The following is a 17,417-nucleotide window of genomic DNA, read 5'->3' on the forward strand; positions in this document are numbered from 1 at the left end:
TCAGTATTGGTGACAGACCACCACAAGTATCCAACCTCAATTCTATTCACAAGACCATCGTTGATGTTCTCGGCGAGCGATACCGTCGAATTTATTCTTAAAGTAGGTGCGGAATGACGGATCTACTATTCGGAACAGTTATTTAGAGGATGCATATAACAAATGTTTCACTTGCTGTGAGCGGCAACACTCTAATATATTAAGAAAACCTATTATATTGATATCTGAATAAGAAAATGGTTTTTCGAGAGAATAGCGAACACCAGCTTGCGCAGCCAAATGAATAACAAAATCGAATTTTTCAGTTCTAAATAACTCATCAAGATATTTGAACTCTAGTAAATCATACGAAAAAAAACTAAAAAGAGAAAATTTCTTAAGATTATTTAATCTTTTATTTTTTAAAGTCACATCATAATAATCATTTAAGTTATCAATTCCAATTACTTCATGACCGAATCCTAATAATTTCAAAGACAAATGATACCCTATAAACCCTGCCGCACCTGTTATTAAATATTTCATTAAGCCATCTCAATATTAAGTTATCAAGTAAATTTATTTTATGACTAAAAATCACTATATGAATACTATCTTAATGAGTAAAAACTTTTTTTAAATTATTTGGAGAGCATCTTATAAAAAATCTCAACACAGCATTAAAATGAAGCGCAACATGGATAAATGACCGATTTTTTTTAAATTTCATAATTTCAAGCTCCCCTTTGAAATAAGAAAAACCTCGCCGATTAAACAAATCGTTACCAGTTCTCATACGCACCAAAATATTAGGAATATTTGCCAACTTGTATCCATTAACAATTAGCAATGACCAAAGAGCATAGTCCTGAGCCTTACGGAAATTAGGATACCCCCCAACAGATAGTATTATGCTTTTTCTAAAAACGGTCGCAGGATGACTTAAAGGGCTCCTCATCTTTGAGAACTTTACAATATCAGTATGTTTTGTTGGGAGGCAACGGTCTTGTATTCAGTGAGTTGATACAGCATCGAACGCGAGTATTACGTTTGATGCTGTATCAACTCACTGAATACAAGACCCAAGTGCGAATACGCAATGCGCCTTCGGTCAGGTCGTTAAAGCCAGAGATGGTCGGCACCAGCTGTGACACAACGCGGTTCCAACGCACAATCGGTGCGGTAGTTACGTACACCACATCATAGGGTTGTAACTGGAACTCGGTACCCATCACTAGTGCGGTAGCATCAGCGGTGTTGAGCTGATAAATATCGGCCAGTTTAGGACCTTGTGAGCCACGTAGTGGACGGATAACAAACACACCGGTGGCATCAGACATGGCCTGATCCATCCCTTCCGCATTGCCTAACGCTTCGGTGAGCGTCATGCCGCTGCGGTCCATTTTCAGCGTGCTTTGCTTTTTCACTTCCCCCATAACAAACACCTTCAGGCCGTCGTTACGCGGCACATAAAGGATATCGCCAGGGTAGAGAAGTTGGTTCTGAGACAAGTCGCTGTTTTGCATCAGCGCCTGGAGGGAAATGCGTTTTTCCTGCCCGTTGTGGGTGAGCACCACGTTGCGCCAGTCGGCGTTTTCCGTCAGCCCACCCGCTTTGTTGATGGCATCCAGAATAGTGAGCTGCACGTTGGTAACGGCCTGCTGACCAGAAGTGGCCACTTCACCAGAAACATACACTTTCTGTGAACGGAACGCGGCAATGCTTACTTCCACTTGTGGCGATTCAATATATTGTGCCAGGCGGCCCATGATCTCATCGCGTACCTGGGTGACCGTTTTACCCGCCACCGTCACTTTACCAATGTAGGGGTAGAAGATAGTGCCATCCGAGTGAACCCAGTTGCCGGTATCTGCCGCTGTACGGTAGGTACCTGCTGGGGTGGTCAATTCAGGGTGATCCCATACGGTTATCATCAGTACGTCACCGACGCCTATATGATATTCGTAGCTTTTTAGTTCACGATCCAATGCGGAGTTAACCTGTGCTACCAGCGGTTTTGCCCGCATTTTCTCAATCAGATAAGGCGTCATCGGGTAAACGTTGACCAGTTTACTGATGTTGAAATCTGCATCCTGCTGTTTGATGACTTCTTTGCCGCTGGTCGTCAAATGCGAACCAGGAAAAATGGTACAACCGCTCAGCAACACGACAGATACCATTAACGGTATCACTTTTCTTTTGTAAGCTATCATCCTGTTTATGCTATCACTTTTAATAAGTTATAAGTTGCCGCCGATCCTCTGCCTCTATCATAAAGAATTCGGGTGCTATTGATTCCATGAGTTACGGCTGTAAAAACGGGTAAATTACTTGTTCAGTGGCGTTTGGCTCACTTTGCTGTGCAAACTCTCGGACTGGTCACTACCGCGGCGAGCCCACGTCAGCAAACGCCATACCCGGGTAATTGACCAGAAATAGCCGACGAATGCCAGTAAAAACAGGCTAAGCATAACAGACTCTCGGATTCCTGCACGCTCGCCAATAATACCTACCAGCGCAAAGATAAACGCCACACCAACAATGGCTAACAGGGTTTGACGCGGCCCCAGCCCCGCACGCAGTAAAATATGATGAAGATGCTCGCGATCGGGCTTGAAGGGGCTGTCGCCACGGCGAATCCGGCGCGTCATGATGGTGACCATGTCCATCAGCGGCACGGCGATAAACCATAATGCAGTCACCGGGCGTATTACAGCGTCACCTTGTGTGGCGACAATCAGCAACCAGATAACGGTGAAGCCAATCAAGGTGCTGCCAGCATCGCCCATAAAGACTTTAAATTTTTGTCCCCAGGGGATACCGAGATTGAGAAGAATATAAGGAATGGATGCAGCCAACAGGCATAAACTCCACTGCGCCAGTTCATGCTCACCATCCAGATAAAACATCACGGCCAGCGCACCAAAGGTGACGCAAGAGAGTGCTCCCAGTAAGCCATCGATGCCATCGACCATGTTGAAAGCATTGATAGCGCCCCAGACGGCGAGCAGCGTCACTGCGTAGCCCGCCCACCCCAGCACCAATTCATAACCAAACAGAATGTTACCCAGGCTCGCAAGATGAAGCCCGGAATACATCATGATGCTGGCTACCAGCGCTTGCAGGAAGATACGAGGCATAACAGGGAGATCGAAGCGGTCGTCCAGCACGCCAACGAAAAGTAACGCACTGGCGCAGACCATATAGAGAGAAAAATCGGGTAGCCATTCAGAATGAAGGGCATAGAGGATCCACAGGGAGAGATAAATAGAAACGCCCCCCACGAGGGGGATGTGCCCGCGGTGTTTTTTGCGCGAGTTCGGTTTATCCACTAACCCTACTTTTATTGCTGTTTTTCTTGCCAGAAAAAGCGCAATAAAAGCGCTTATAAAGATAACCGTAATTTCTTGCATTTTTGCACCATCATCAACCGTGAAGTTACTTCGCACCGGGCACGCTACCGCCCTTGGCTTATAGCCGTCAACGTGCTGTTAAAATACGGAATACCATCCGTGGGCCACATTATGATTCCTGGGTACTTATTTATTGTTACGGGCTAGTCAAGCAAAAAAAAACCACAAAACTTTCAGAAAAAGACTCTATAGTGCCGCGCACGCCACTATAGTATGGAGCACATTTCACTCTGTACAGAAAGTTCGTGGATTTACAAAGATTTTCAGATTAGGCCTATCCCGCGCAACAAAACTGCAATAACCTTAGGAAATCACATGTCTTTTTATGTTTGAGTGTTTTTTAAACAAAACGGTTTTATTTAATAATTCCTTACAAATGCTAGCACTCTTGCGCGTGGCTAGATATCGTTTTTTGAAAGTTATCGATTTTAAATCAGCAGGTTACAATGCTAAATAGTTGTAAATAAAGTAATTATGTTTGCAATGATTTTATGAAAATGTTGTCTGGCGGGCAATGTCCCCACAAATGCTGGTTCAATGCGGGCTGCGCTGCTACCCTATATCGGTTCTGGTTGATGAAGGTGAAAAAATTTATATGGAGTGGATCGCTGATCCCACTATCTGGGCCGGTTTGGCAACGCTTGTGGTGTTGGAACTGGTATTAGGTATCGATAACCTTGTCTTTATTGCCATTCTGGCGGAAAAACTCCCCGAAAAACTCAGAGATCGTGCCCGCGTCGTCGGTCTGTCACTCGCGCTATTGATGCGTCTGGTGCTGCTTGCCTCTATGTCTTGGCTGGTTTCCCTCACAGCCCCGCTTTTCATCCTGTTTCAACAGCCGTTTAGCGCGCGCGATATCATTTATGGTGATTGGCGGGCTGTTTCTGCTGTTCAAGGCCACGGTAGAACTCAATGAGCGGTTAGAAGGCAAAGATCAGGAGCAGCATGGCCAGCGTAAAAGAGCGCGCTTTTGGGCAGTTGTGACGCAAATTGTAATTCTGGATGCCATCTTTTCGCTTGATTCGGTGATTACCGCTGTCGGCATGACGGATCATCTGCTGGTGATGATGTCTGCCGTCACCATCGCCATTGGATTAATGCTGCTCGCCAGCAAGCCGTTAACCCGATTTGTAAACGCTCACCCGACTATCGTCATTCTTTGCCTCAGCTTTTTGCTGATGATCGGCTTTAGTCTGGTCGCAGATGGCTTCAGTTACCATATTCCTAAAGGCTACCTCTATGCAGCGATTGGTTTCTCCGTATTGATTGAGGTGCTAAATCAGGTTGCTCAGTTTAACCGCCGCCGTTTCCTCACCTCTGATGTGCCGCTGCGCCAGCGTACCGCCGATGTGATCCTGAAAATCCTGCGCGGCGAGCATGAAGATGCGGAATTGAATAACCAAACCTCGGACCTGATTGGCGACAACGCACAAAGCGGTAATGCCGTGTTCAACCGTCAGGAACGGCGCATGATCGAACGCGTGCTCGGCATGGGGCAGCGTAGCGTCAGCAGCATCATGACATCCCGCCACGATATCATCGCCGTTGAGCTTCAGTCTCCCCAAGATGCGCTGGCAGCGCTGTTGGAGAAAAGCCCGCATACGCGACTGGTAGTGATGGATAGCCCTACCTCAGATGAACCGGTGGGCATCGTGCACGTAGCCTCCCTGCTGCAACAACAGTTGCGCCATGAACCGCTCGATCTGCATAAGCTGGTGCGCCAGCCGCTGGTGTTCCCTGATCAGATCTCTTTGCTACAGGCGCTAGAGCAGTTCAGAACGGCAAAAACCCACTTCGCATTTGTGGTAGATGAATTTGGTTCGGTGGAAGGTATTGTGACGCTGAGCGATGTAATGGAAACCATCGCTGGTAATCTGCCGGTTGAGGGAGAAGATGTCGATGCGCGTCACGATATCACGCAAAATGAAGACGGGAGTTGGATTGCCAACGGCTATACGCCGCTGGAAGATCTCGCCATGTATATCCCCCTTACTCTTGATGAAAAACGCGAGTACTACACGCTGGTAGGGTTGATGATGGAATATTCGCAGAGCGTGCCGCAAGAGGGCGATGAGCTCACCATCGATGGCTATCGCTTCAAGATATTAAGCATGGAGAGCCACCGTATTGTTAAAGTGGCAATCACTCAGGAGCACACGCCTGAGCAGGGTTATGAGGTATAAAAGTGAAGCATCCCCCACCGATACACAGTGAGGGATGTCCATTTGCCTTAAGCCGGAATCAAAATTTCCGTAGCAACCACTACCACAATCAGCCCGACCAATACCGGCACTGATGTGCGTTTTACCACTTCAAACGGCGAAACCTTCGCCATCCCTGCCACCGCAACCACTACGCCAGACACCGGAGAAATGGTTCTGCCAAGGTTAGAAGCTGTGCGTTACCCGACCCGGTGGTCATTGCCGCCAACATGGTGATCACTACCAGCACTAGCATGATAAGCAGAGCGCCGCTGCCAAAGGATTGCACCAACCCAATCAAACCGCTGATAAAGCCGATGGTGCTCAACCCCTGAGCAAACACACCGGCAGCAACCAACAACACCACAACGCTGGAGAAGGCTTCGGCCATACCCTTAGAGACATCCAGCCCAGCGTAAATGGTTTTGGCGTTAAAGAAACGCAGGAATTCACACATAGCAGCCAGCAGCATGCAGATCACCAGAATGGTGATAATGTGCAATTCCGGCCCCCACTTGCCATCAAAAATCAGCACACCGATGATCGGCGTGAACGGCAAAATGGCGTACAGGCGCGGCGCATTGGTTTCAATGTCTTTCGCTTCGACCATTTCGTGGCTGATGTTCTCTTTTCGGTCGATATAGCGCTGCCAGAAGAAGTGGGCAATAGCCATAGACACAATGGCGGCAATGGAGATCGGCAGCGTCACCTTAAAGGCAAAATCCACCAGCTTCATTTGCGAAGCCTGTGCCGCCAGCACCACGTCGCCAGAGGTCGGCGACAGGATCAATGCCGCTGGCGAGGCGCAAATAGCCGCCGCCGCACCACGGCTGATGCCCACATTCACCATGACTGGGAACAACGTTGCCATCAGCAACACACCCAATCCGGTGGCAGATGAAGCGAGTGACATCAGGCAGGCCACGAAATAGGCGGCAATCATCAGCAAATAAGGGGAGTTGATCACTTTCAGCGGGCGTGAAACCAGTTTTACCACAACATCATTGGCACCAATATGCGTCATGTAGGCGGCAAAACCGTACAGTACCATGATCATCATGCCGAGGTCGCCGCCGCGGCTCATCAGCAGAATTTTGACGTATTCAACAATATCCGTTAAGCACCACACCGTGGATTTCGCACTGGCGGGCAGTACGCTTTTCCCCATCAGCACGCTGATCAACAGCAGCAGCAACCCGCCTGCCATCAGAACGCCGGTCGCGGAATAGCCTTTAATGATGTAACGGCCCACCAGCACCGTCACAACAACACCTATAAGCAGTTCGATCATGATGTTTCTCTGTAGAAAGTGAACGTAAACAAATGCCTGACGTGCAGACATCAAATAGCGCTCTGGTATAAGAAAACGTGATAAAAGCAGGGAAGTTTACTGATTTGTAGAAAAACTACAAATGGCAAAGATCAAAGAAGTAAAGTTTATTTCCGTAAGCGAGATAAGGTTAATAAACTACCTATTGGCGTATTGAAAGAAAAAAAACCATTAGCGATCATGGATATCTTGGCAGCACTCTCTGTCGTTCCCGGCGAAAGCCGGAGACCTCTGCCAGCGGAAATGCGTTTAGTCTGTGGGAGATTCCCGCCTTGGCGGGAATGACGGGTGAAGAGCGGGAATGACGAATGGCGTTCTTGATTGGCGAAGGGGGACGGAGATAATGAGTCCCCCCTATTTATCGCCGTCGCTTTTAAGACCACGATATAGGCAATCAAAATAGGCAATCAAAGCTTGTCGAGAAGCTGTTTTAGCCCTTTGCCGGTCTGGCTCTGCTGGTTTTTGTCTGCCCACTCATTGAGCCGCTTTTTCATCTCATCCTGAAGGCGTTTACGCAGCAACTGATCGACTTGCAGTTGATAGCTCAGGTTATTGATCGGACCATAAATACGCAGCGGTACGCTGGTAGATTTTAAAATCTCCACTAACTGCTCGTTGCCACGCCAGCCGTCGGTAATGCGCACGTTAAAATTCATGTCACATTGTTGAGCAGGGAGATCAAACTGGCTGATACCGGTGAGTGACAGCAGCGCAGATTGACCGGTGATATCACTTACCCGCAGTTTGCCTGCATTGAGATCGGCATTGCCGGTCAACCGCGTAATGTCGGTATAACGATCGTAGCGCTCTAACGCCTGCACATTGCTGTTGTTACGCACCACCGCCAACTGAATCATCTGCTGAATATTCACGCCCTGAAAACGCAGGTTGTCCACACTCAATGTCGCGTTACCCCGCCACTGACGCATCAATGCATCCAGCGAGAAAGCATCGCCACTAAACTGTCCCTTTAACGACAGTTTGCCACTGACCGTTTGCGGCAACGCAAACGCTACTGTCAGCGGCTCAACGCTCACACCCTCAATAGTGGGTTGCAAAGTGATTTTAGGTGTGGCCTTCGCATCCATTTTTCCGGTCAGTGCGATACGCCCGTCGTTAAGCTCGCTCTGCAACGAGGAAAGAGTCAGTACGCCAGCCTGATTAACCGCGTTGAGGTTTACCTTGCTGAAGGTCAGGCCACGGTAGATAAGCGTGTCTACCTGCAATGCCAACTGCGCACTGAACGATTGCCATAAGGCATCACCCTCACTCAGCCCACGCTCCGTCGAGACCACCGGCGTAACGGTCTTGATCGCGGCCGGCGTAGCGTTTTGCGTTTGTGCCGTTAACGCACTGCCCAGCAGCGCATCAAGGTTTAGCCGCGCCGCGTTGATGTCCAGCGTATATTCAGGGTGATTGCCCAGGATTGCTGTCGCATTCCCGCTCAGTTGATTATCACTTGCCGCCAGCGTGAACTGACTTACTGTGACTTTTTCTGGCTGAGTAGCACCAGCAGCTTGTTGATAACTGGCTTGAAGGCTACCACTGCCGCTGATGCCACCAACAGGAATACCTGCGCCCTGAAGTTGGTATTGAAATTGTTCGATACTGGCGTCGATTTGCTGCGGATAGTGCTGCATATCGAGATTCGCCTGAAGTGATACGGCAAGGTCGCGCTGATCGCGATTAATGCGGCTGGTCAATTCCAGCGCCAGTTGGCGCTCACTGCTCTCTTCCAACGTGAGGTTGATATCGCGCACGTTGAGCTGTTCGTCGTCACCGCGTTGCAAAATCAACAGGCTATCCACGATTTTCAACTGATTAATGGCAAGTCGCCAATTGCGCGTCTCTTCCGGCGTTGACGAACCGGCTGGCGCAATGGGTGCGGTGCTGGAGCGATGCGCTTCGCTTTCAGGCGTTAAGCGCACCACCGCTCCTTTCAGCATCACCTGCTTCACTTCCAGACGATGTGACAATAGCGGCCAGAGTTTGACATCCAGACGCATGTTTTCTGCACTGACAATCGGTGCCGCCGCTCCCGGTGCGGTTAGCGACATACCGCCGGAAAGAATACTGAGCTGCGGCCAAACGTGCCAGCGGAGATCCCCCTCCAACTGCAAACGGTATCCGCTGCGGGCATCAACCTGGCTTACCATGTAAGCGCGAAAATCGTTGGGGTTCACCAGCATGACCAGCGCCGTCATACCGACAGCCAGCACCACAAGCAAAATCGCCAGCGTCGTCAACACTCTTTTCATGCCATCCTCCCAACAATCAGTGCAACAGCATTATGCACTGGCGATCAATCCTTATCGATTCGGCTCGCCACAGCGCCCTGCTGATCTTTGTATTTTGCATCTTCACGACGGTTGTAGGGGCGCGCGGCTGGGCCAGAGAGCGGTTCAAAACTCAACGCACCGATAATCATGCCAGGACGTAATGCCAACGGTAGCTTACCTGAATTATAGAACTCCAGCACAATTCTACCCTGCCAGCCGGGATCGATGCGATGCGCAGTAACGTGAACCATTAATCCCAGGCGCGCCAACGATGAGCGACCGTCGAGCCAGCCCACCAGATTGTCCGGCAATGTCACCGATTCCAACGTCACCGCCAGCGCCAGTTCGCCGGGATGCAGGAAAAACGCTTCGCCTTCCGGCAAGTTGATTTCATCGCTCATCACGCGATCGAGCGCCGCGCTGACTTCATCTTTTGGACCGCTTAGATCGATAAATGCGGCTGTGTGTCCGCTGAAAACGCGAAACTGATTGCCCAGCAGCACATCCAGCGTTGCACCGTTGATTCGTTCAACGGGAGGACGGGGGGTGATAACCAGGCGTCCATCGTCTAGCCAGCTTTCTATGTCGCGATCGCACAGTCTCATGTTGTTCCCTTTTCTCGTTTACGTCGTCTTCGGTGAATTATTCAAAAAACTGACTGATTTTGGCTTTCAGAATATCAATCGCAATACGGTTTTTACCGCCGCGTGGCACGATAATATCTGCATATTGCTTCGACGGTTCAATAAATTGCAAAAACATCGGGCGTACCGTTTTTTGATACTGCTCCATGACCGAGTCCATGGAGCGACCGCGTTCGTTCACATCACGGCGCATACGACGCAGCAAGCAGATATCCAACGGGGTATCGACAAAAATAGAAAAATTCAGCTCAGCGCGCAGGCGGACTTCCGTGAGTAACAAGATACCTTCCAGAATGATCACTTTCTTCGGCAGCAAGCGTACCGTCTCTTGCTTGCGGGTATGCTCAACGTAACTGTACTGTGGCAACTCAATCGCTTGTCCGGCTTTGAGCATTTTCAGATGCGTTAACAGCAGGTCATGGTCCATGGCATTGGGGTGGTCGTAGTTGGTTTTCACCCGCTCTTCCATGCTCAGATGGCTTTGATCTTTATAATAACTGTCTTCCGGGATGACCCCGATATGCTCATCCCCCACCTGATCGCGCAACTCGCGATAGAGCGTACTGGAAATAAGACTTTTGCCAGAAGCGGATGCTCCTGCAATTCCGATGATGACACACTGGTGAGACGTCGCAGCCATGACAATAAATGACCTGATAAATGAGGGAAATGCCGAATGGCATAGTAACGGGTAAACAAACAGTAACGAGCGAATTATAGGGAGTTAAGGCAGGCAGCGCCAGCTCTACTCATGGTCATTTCTGGTTTGCAAAAGGATAGGTGAGCACGGTCGCTATATTCAAGGATAACGAAAGACGTCACGGTGAAGATCAGTTACAACGGAGTTCTTAATATGCCAGGTGAATAAGAATGCCGCCGAGTGTCTATATATTAACCAACAAACCGAATGGCACGCTTTACATCGGTGTCACCAGCAATTTGATACGGCGCATCTGGCAGCATAATAATCTGAAAAAACGAGGTTTTACCCATCGATACAATGTAAATCAGCTTGTTTATTAATAACATACTGAAAGTATGCTCATGGCGATTCAGCGGGAGAAGCAATTAAAAAAATGGAGGCGGGCGTGGAAAGTTAACTTGATCGAGGCTGCCAACCCTTTGTGGAATGACTTATTCTTCACTCTGTTCTGAATGTCCCCTCCGTCATCCTCGGCGAAAGCCGGGGATCTCAGGCAGAAAGAACGCGTTGCGCCAGTCAGAGATTCCCGCCTGCGCGGGAATGACGAAGAAAAAGCGGAAACGGCAAACACTCATCCGTCATCCTCGGCGAAAGCCAGGGATCTTTGGCAGAAAGAACGCGTTGCGCCAGTCAGAGATTCCCGCCTGCGCGGGAATGACGAAGAAAGCGGAAACGGCAAACACTCATCTGTCATCCTCTGTCATCCTCGGCGAAAGCCGGGGATCTCAGGCAGAATGCACGCGTTGCGCCAGTCAGAGATTCCCGCCTGCACGGGAATGACGAAGAAAAAGCGAAAACGACAAACACTCATCCGTCATCCTCGGCGAAGGCCGGGGATCTTTGGCAGAAAGAACGCGTTTCGCTCGTCAGAGATTCCCGCCTGCGCGGGAATGACGAAGAAAAAGCGAAAACGGCAAACACTCATCCGTCACCCTCGGCGAAAGCCGGGGATCTTTGGCAGAAAGAACGCGTTTCGCTCGTCAGAGATTCCCGCCTGCGCGGGAATGACAGAGAAAGTACAAGAAAAACAAAGGAAAAAGGGGAATGACAAAGAGAGTGTGGGAACGCCACACGTCCCCACTCCTGTAACCAGTCACACAGCTCGAAACGAAATCTCGGTCGGAATGACTTCACCCTGCCAGTAAAGCTGCGCAGCCACTTGCCCGGCCAGTTCGCGATACAGTGAGGTGAACTCGCTGTCAGGCTTGCTGGCAACGGTGGGTTCACCGCGATCGAGATCCTCACGCAGAGAGATATGCAGCGGCAGTTGCCCCAACAGGGCACAGTTGTATTTCTCCGCCAGTTTCTGCGCACCACCGGTGCCAAAAATCGGCTCCAGGTGACCGCAGTGGCTGCAAATATGCACGCTCATGTTCTCGACGATACCCAACACCGGCACGCTGACTTTCTCAAACATGGTGATGCCCTTCATGGCATCCACCAACGCAATGTCTTGCGGCGTCGTCACCACCACTGCGCCCGTCACCGGCACATTTTGCGCCAGCGTCAACTGGATATCCCCGGTGCCCGGCGGCATATCCAATACCAGATAATCGAGATCCGGCCAGAGCGTATCTTGCAGCAGTTGCAACAGCGCTTTACTCGACATCGGGCCGCGCCACACCATCGCATTATCATCCGTCACCAGATAACCGATAGAATTGGTCGCCAAGCCATAAGCCATGATCGGTGCCATGTGTTGACCATCCGGCGAGGTCGGGCGCTCGCTGGCAGTGCCTAACATGGTCGGAATGGACGGGCCATAGATGTCGGCATCGAGAATACCCACCGACGCGCCCTCTGCGGCCAGCGCCAACGCCAGGTTCACTGCGGTGCTGGATTTCCCCACACCGCCCTTGCCAGAGCTAACGGCAATAATGTTTTTAACACCTTTGACACCCGCCTGATTGTTAACACGGCGCAGCGTGGCAATACTGTGTGTCAGGCGCCATTCCACATCTTTGGCACCGGTTAAACGCATCAACTCTGGGCTGACGGTTTCTTTTAATACGTCCAACCCACTCAACCAGGCAAATGGCATCACCAGTTCGATGCGCAGCACCTCATCCAGCAAGGCACAGTGATGCAAGGCATTGAGCGTCGTCAGGTTATTTTTCAGCGTCGGGTGCTTAAACGTGGAGAGGACACCGGTCACCAGTGCCTTCAGCGTATCGGGGGTCTGCTCAGGGATTGTTGCGTTCATCCCGGCTCCTTATCGTTCTCATTATTTTGTGGAAAAACAGCCATAGCATAACAGAATGCCCCGCCCCGATCGTTGACCTCAGTGAAAAAATCGCCCCGGGCAACGAGAACGCCGCGTTGCCCGCGTTTGACAGGGTTTTCCGCTTACAGCGGTTTACGCCACAAGGGCCTATCGGTTAACATCGGGATTCCCTCTCATCATCATGAAAGAAAGTAAGTTCCCCACTATGACTCAAGTCGCTAAGAAAATATTGGTAACCTGCGCGTTGCCTTATGCTAACGGATCAATCCACCTCGGCCACATGCTGGAGCATATCCAGGCTGATATCTGGGTCCGTTATCAGCGAATGCGCGGTCACCAGGTTCACTTTATCTGTGCGGATGACGCCCACGGTACGCCAATCATGTTGAAAGCACAGCAGATGGGCGTGGCACCGGAGCAGATGATTGCGGACGTGAGTCAGGAACATCAGCGGGATTTCGCTGGCTTTCAGATTAGCTACGACAATTATCACTCCACCCACAGTGAAGAGAACCGGGAGTTGTCCGGTCTTATCTATCGTCGTTTGAAAGAGAACGGTTTTATCAAGAACCGCACCATTTCTCAGCTCTACGATCCGGAAAAAGGCATGTTCTTGCCGGACCGTTTCGTCAAAGGCACCTGCCCGAAATGTAAAGCAGCCGATCAGTATGGTGACAACTGCGAAGTGTGCGGCGCGACCTATAGCCCGACGGAACTGATCGACCCGAAATCGGCGGTTTCCGGTGCGACACCGGTGATGCGCGAGTCAGAGCACTTCTTCTTTGATTTGCCCGCATTCAGCGAAATGCTGCAAGCCTGGACGCGTTCCGGTGCGTTGCAGGAGCAGGTCGCCAACAAGATGCAAGAGTGGTTTGATGCCGGCCTGCAACAGTGGGATATCACCCGCGACGCGCCCTACTTCGGTTTCGAAGTGCCGGATGCGCCGGGCAAATATTTCTACGTCTGGCTGGATGCACCGATCGGTTACATGGGATCGTTTAAAAACCTGTGCGACAAGCGCGGTGATATCGATTTTGATGAATTCTGGCGTAAAAAGAGCAGTGCTGAGCTGTACCATTTCATCGGTAAAGACATCGTCTATTTCCACAGTCTGTTCTGGCCTGCCATGTTGGAAGGCAGCGGTTTCCGCAAGCCGACCAACCTGTTTGTGCACGGCTATGTGACGGTAAACGGTGCCAAGATGTCCAAATCGCGCGGCACCTTTATCAAAGCCGAGACCTATCTGCAACATCTGGATGCCGATTGCCTGCGTTATTACTACGCGGCCAAGCTGTCGTCACGCATTGACGATATCGACCTCAATCTGGAAGATTTCGTACAACGCGTGAATGCCGATATCGTTAACAAAGTGGTTAACCTCGCGTCGCGTAACGCCGGTTTCATCAATAAGCGTTTTGGCGGCAAACTGGCGGAAACCCTGGCCGATGGCGAGCTTTATGCCACTTTTGTCAATGCGGCTGACAGCATTGCCGAAGCCTACGCTAACCGAGAATCCGGCAAAGCCATCCGCGAGATCATGGCGCTGGCCGATATCGCCAACCGCTATGTGGACGAACAAGCCCCATGGGTGGTGGCAAAAGAAGAAGGCCGCGATGCGGATTTGCAGGCGATTTGCTCCATGGGGATCAACCTGTTCCGTGTGCTGATGACCTACCTGAAACCGGTATTGCCATCACTGGCTGAGCGCGCCGAAGCGTTCCTCAATACTACGTTGACATGGGATGCGGTAGCACAACCGCTGCTAGGTCACGACGTGAAAGCGTTCAAAGCGTTGTTCAACCGTATCGATCTCGATAGGGTCAATGCGATGGTTGATGCTTCCAAAGAGGACATGAGTGCCAAGAAGGTAGTGACCGGTCCGCTGGCTGACGATCCAATTCAGGATACCATCTCTTTTGACGATTTTGCCAAAGTGGATATGCGCATTGCGCTGATCAAGCGGGCAGATTTCGTGGAGGGCTCTGACAAGCTGCTACGATTGACGCTTGATCTCGGCGGTGAAACGCGCCAGATTTTCTCCGGCATCCGCACAGCTTGCCCCGATCCGAAAGCGCTGGAAGGCCGTTTGACCATCATGGTCGCCAACCTGGCCCCGCGTAAAATGCGCTTCGGCGTATCGGAAGGTATGGTGATGGCCGCAGGTCCTGGCGGCAAGGAAATTTTCCTGCTCAGCCCGGATAGCGGTGCTCAGCCGGGAATGCAAGTTAAGTAACCCATCAAACACACATAACATGGTCATTCCCGCGTAAGCGGGAATCCCGAACAGGCGAAACGCGCTCTTTCTGTCTGAGATCCCCGGCTTGCGTCGAGGATGACGGAGGGGGCGTTGCCGCTCACGCATTTATTCTGTCATTCCCACCCTTTATTTACGGCAAAACATCTCACAGACGTAGCATTCCCCGCCATTTTCTGTTGCTCAATTGTATCTTTTTTGTACGGCGTTTTTTTTGCCATTTTGGCTATTTTTGCAGCGAAAAAACAACCATCAGATTACAAAACTGAAACCAAACGCTATATAATCAATTATGTATTGCCATAAAAACATACCTTTAAAGGAGTAAAAAGGTGTTTTAAATACTTAAATTTTGATTTCGCGCAAAACCCCTATCGTGAGTGTTGTTAAATTGCCTGCAACAAAAAATAAACAAACAATCACATAGGGAAACTAATGCAAATCAATCGAAGAGGTTTCTTTAAAGTTTGTGCAGGGGGAATGGCTGGCACCACCCTCGCCGCACTGGGCTTTGCCCCCACGGAAGCAATGGCATCGGTACGTCAGTACAAATTACTGCGCGCCAAGGAAACTCGTAACAACTGCACCTACTGCTCCGTCGGGTGCGGTGTGTTGATGTACAGCCTGGGTGATGGCGCGAAAAACGCTAAACCGGCCATTTACCATATCGAGGGGGATCCGGATCATCCGGTAAGCCGTGGCTCGCTGTGTCCGAAAGGCGCGGGGCTGGTTGACTACATCCACAGTGAAGGACGTTTGAAGCACCCCGAGTATCGCGCGCCAGGCTCCGACAAATGGCAGCGCATTAGCTGGGATGACGCTATTGATCGTATTGCACGCCTGATGAAGGCAGAAGTGCTGCACGACGGGAAGATCCTCGGCAAACTTCTGATGCACCTGCGCGAACTGTATCGCGAAGAAGGTGGCGTATGCCCTGAACCGTTGATGAACATCAACTGGAACTATCAGGACCCGGAAGACCCAACGCCGGAAGAAATTGCGCGCGAAAGTAACGGTATGGCGCTGGCGGATATTTATGACGACAAGGGCACGCTGATCCTGAAAAAAGGCCAGCAGCTGGCAGACTTCTCGCAGTTGCGCGACGACGGCACCACATCCAGCTTCTGCTGGATTTACGCCGGTAGCTGGACGGAAAAAGGCAACCAGATGGCAAACCGCGACAACAGCGATGCCGGACTGGGGGCAACGCCGGGCTGAGCCTGGTGCTGGCCGCAAAACCGCCGCATTCTGTACAACCGCGCCTCCGCCGACCTGCAAGGGAAACCGTGGGACAGCAAGCGCAAACTGCTGGAGTGGAACGGCCAGAAATGGCAAGGCATTGACGTGCCTGATTTCGCCGCTACCGTACCGCCAGGCAAAGATGCGATGCCGTTTATCATGTTGCCGGAAGGCGTGGCACGTCTGTTTTCGATGGACAAACTGGTCGACGGCCCGTTCCCGGAACACTACGAACCGGTAGAAACGCCGCTTGATACCAACCCGCTGCACCCGTCTGTGGTTTCCAGCCCGGCGGCGCGGCTGTTTGCCCGCGATGCAAAAACCATGGGCAAGGCAAGCGACTTCCCGTATGTCGCCACTACTTACTCCATTACCGAGCTGTTCCGTCACTGGACCAAGCATGCGCGCATTAACGCCATTATCCAACCCGAGCAGTTTGTGGAAATTGGCGAAAACCTGGCGCAGAGCAAAGGGATCAAAGCGGGGGATGAGGTGAAGGTTTCCTGCCAGCGCGGCTACATCAAAGCCAAAGCGGTGGTCACCAAACGAATCAAGACCTTGACCGTCGCCGGTAAAGCGATTGAGACCGCCGGGATACCTTGTCACTGGGGCTTTGAAGGCACCACGCGCAAAGGCTTCCTGGCAAATACCCTCACGCCCAGCGTCGGTGACGCTAACTCGCAAACGCCAGAGTTCAAGGCGTTTTTGGTGAATGTGGAAAAGGTGTAAGGTAGCGCGCTATGTCAATGCAATCTCAAGATATTATTCAACGTTCGGCTACCAGTAGCCTGACACCGCCACCGCACGTGAGAAACGACAAAAGTGAAGTGGCCAAACTGATTGACGTCACCACCTGTATTGGCTGTAAAGCCTGTCAGGCAGCCTGCTCCGAGTGGAATGACATCCGTGACGAAGTGGGCCATAACCACGGGGTGTATGACAACCCGATGGATCTGAGCGCCAAATCCTGGACGGTGATGCGCTTTTCTGAAGTGGAAAGCGCCGATCGTCTGGAGTGGCTGATTGTGGGGGGGTGATCATTTTTACATAGCTAAGGGGGAGGTTCTAGGATGGTGCGATGCCTTTAATCGCGCGGCTTTCGTGAGATTTTAGGGGTTTTGCATAGCCCAGATAAAAATGAGCAAAAATCG

General features: G+C 50.9%; 8 protein-coding genes and 5 pseudogenes. 5 read left to right on the top strand and 8 right to left on the bottom strand.

Translation table 11 applies throughout. The features are described 5' to 3' along the window. Positions 1 to 144: 144 nt before the first annotated feature. From ACTBDZ_RS07500 to wecA, 3 genes and pseudogenes are all read right to left on the bottom strand, one after another. Positions 145 to 525, bottom strand: a pseudogene (locus ACTBDZ_RS07500) (GDP-mannose 4,6-dehydratase); the annotation flags it as partial. A gap of 515 nt (positions 526 to 1,040) precedes the next feature. Continuing rightward, a complete protein-coding gene (locus tag ACTBDZ_RS07505; RefSeq protein WP_438814855.1) occupies positions 1,041 to 2,192 on the bottom strand; it encodes a polysaccharide export protein in 1,152 nt (383 codons plus the stop codon). Between the two features lie 114 nt (positions 2,193 to 2,306). Beyond that, positions 2,307 to 3,392, bottom strand: a complete 1,086-nt coding sequence (gene wecA / locus ACTBDZ_RS07510) for a UDP-N-acetylglucosamine--undecaprenyl-phosphate N-acetylglucosaminephosphotransferase (protein WP_438814856.1) — start codon at positions 3,390 to 3,392, stop codon at positions 2,307 to 2,309. A gap of 595 nt (positions 3,393 to 3,987) precedes the next feature. Between wecA and ACTBDZ_RS07515 the strand changes: the two are divergent. Then, positions 3,988 to 5,575 (top strand): annotated as a pseudogene (locus ACTBDZ_RS07515) (TerC family protein). 47 nt (positions 5,576 to 5,622) lie between these two features. Here ACTBDZ_RS07515 and dcuC read toward each other — a convergent pair. The 4 genes and pseudogenes from dcuC to udk form a co-directional block, all read right to left on the bottom strand. Beyond that, positions 5,623 to 6,884: pseudogene (gene dcuC / locus ACTBDZ_RS07520) on the bottom strand (anaerobic C4-dicarboxylate transporter DcuC). 446 nt (positions 6,885 to 7,330) lie between these two features. After that, positions 7,331 to 9,181, bottom strand: coding sequence for an outer membrane assembly protein AsmA (gene asmA / locus ACTBDZ_RS07525; RefSeq protein WP_438814857.1), 1,851 nt, complete (start codon positions 9,179 to 9,181; stop codon positions 7,331 to 7,333). Between the two features lie 44 nt (positions 9,182 to 9,225). Further along, complete coding sequence (gene dcd, locus ACTBDZ_RS07530; RefSeq protein ID WP_438814858.1) at positions 9,226 to 9,807, bottom strand: dCTP deaminase; 582 nt, start codon at positions 9,805 to 9,807, stop codon at positions 9,226 to 9,228. A 37-nt stretch (positions 9,808 to 9,844) separates the two neighbouring features. Then, positions 9,845 to 10,486, bottom strand: a complete 642-nt coding sequence (gene udk, locus ACTBDZ_RS07535) for a uridine kinase (RefSeq protein WP_196906238.1) — start codon at positions 10,484 to 10,486, stop codon at positions 9,845 to 9,847. Between the two features lie 230 nt (positions 10,487 to 10,716). Between udk and ACTBDZ_RS07540 the strand changes: the two genes are divergently transcribed. Next, positions 10,717 to 10,869 (top strand): GIY-YIG nuclease family protein, encoded by a 153-nt coding sequence (locus ACTBDZ_RS07540; protein WP_438814859.1) that lies wholly within the window; start codon positions 10,717 to 10,719, stop codon positions 10,867 to 10,869. A gap of 773 nt (positions 10,870 to 11,642) precedes the next feature. On the opposite strand, the gene apbC is transcribed toward ACTBDZ_RS07540, so the two are convergent. Next, positions 11,643 to 12,752, bottom strand: coding sequence for an iron-sulfur cluster carrier protein ApbC (gene apbC, locus ACTBDZ_RS07545; RefSeq protein WP_438814860.1), 1,110 nt, complete (start codon positions 12,750 to 12,752; stop codon positions 11,643 to 11,645). A 226-nt stretch (positions 12,753 to 12,978) separates the two neighbouring features. Here apbC and metG point away from each other — a divergent pair, with 226 nt between their 5' ends. The 3 genes and pseudogenes from metG to ACTBDZ_RS07560 form a co-directional block, all read left to right on the top strand. Then, positions 12,979 to 15,006 (top strand): methionine--tRNA ligase, encoded by a 2,028-nt coding sequence (metG, locus tag ACTBDZ_RS07550; RefSeq protein WP_438814861.1) that lies wholly within the window; start codon positions 12,979 to 12,981, stop codon positions 15,004 to 15,006. Between the two features lie 456 nt (positions 15,007 to 15,462). Continuing rightward, positions 15,463 to 16,995, top strand: a pseudogene (locus ACTBDZ_RS07555) (molybdopterin dinucleotide binding domain-containing protein). Positions 16,996 to 17,006: 11 nt separating this feature from the next. Continuing rightward, a pseudogene (locus ACTBDZ_RS07560) lies at positions 17,007 to 17,291 on the top strand (formate dehydrogenase subunit beta); the annotation flags it as partial. Positions 17,292 to 17,417 lie beyond the last annotated feature (126 nt).

Origin of the sequence: Symbiopectobacterium sp., from assembly GCF_051710365.1 — a bacterium.
In the GTDB taxonomy this organism is placed as follows: domain Bacteria; phylum Pseudomonadota; class Gammaproteobacteria; order Enterobacterales; family Enterobacteriaceae; genus Symbiopectobacterium.

Excerpts from the sequence above, each read along its gene's own strand:
- ACTBDZ_RS07505 (WP_438814855.1), bottom strand. The coding sequence starts at position 2,192 with ATGATAGCTTACAAAAGAAAAGTGATACCGTTAATGGTATCTGTCGTG.
- wecA (WP_438814856.1), bottom strand. The coding sequence starts at position 3,392 with ATGCAAGAAATTACGGTTATCTTTATAAGCGCTTTTATTGCGCTTTTT.
- asmA (WP_438814857.1), bottom strand. The coding sequence starts at position 9,181 with ATGAAAAGAGTGTTGACGACGCTGGCGATTTTGCTTGTGGTGCTGGCT.
- dcd (WP_438814858.1), bottom strand. The coding sequence starts at position 9,807 with ATGAGACTGTGCGATCGCGACATAGAAAGCTGGCTAGACGATGGACGC.
- udk (WP_196906238.1), bottom strand. The coding sequence starts at position 10,486 with ATGGCTGCGACGTCTCACCAGTGTGTCATCATCGGAATTGCAGGAGCA.
- ACTBDZ_RS07540 (WP_438814859.1), top strand. The coding sequence starts at position 10,717 with ATGCCGCCGAGTGTCTATATATTAACCAACAAACCGAATGGCACGCTT.
- apbC (WP_438814860.1), bottom strand. The coding sequence starts at position 12,752 with ATGAACGCAACAATCCCTGAGCAGACCCCCGATACGCTGAAGGCACTG.
- metG (WP_438814861.1), top strand. The coding sequence starts at position 12,979 with ATGACTCAAGTCGCTAAGAAAATATTGGTAACCTGCGCGTTGCCTTAT.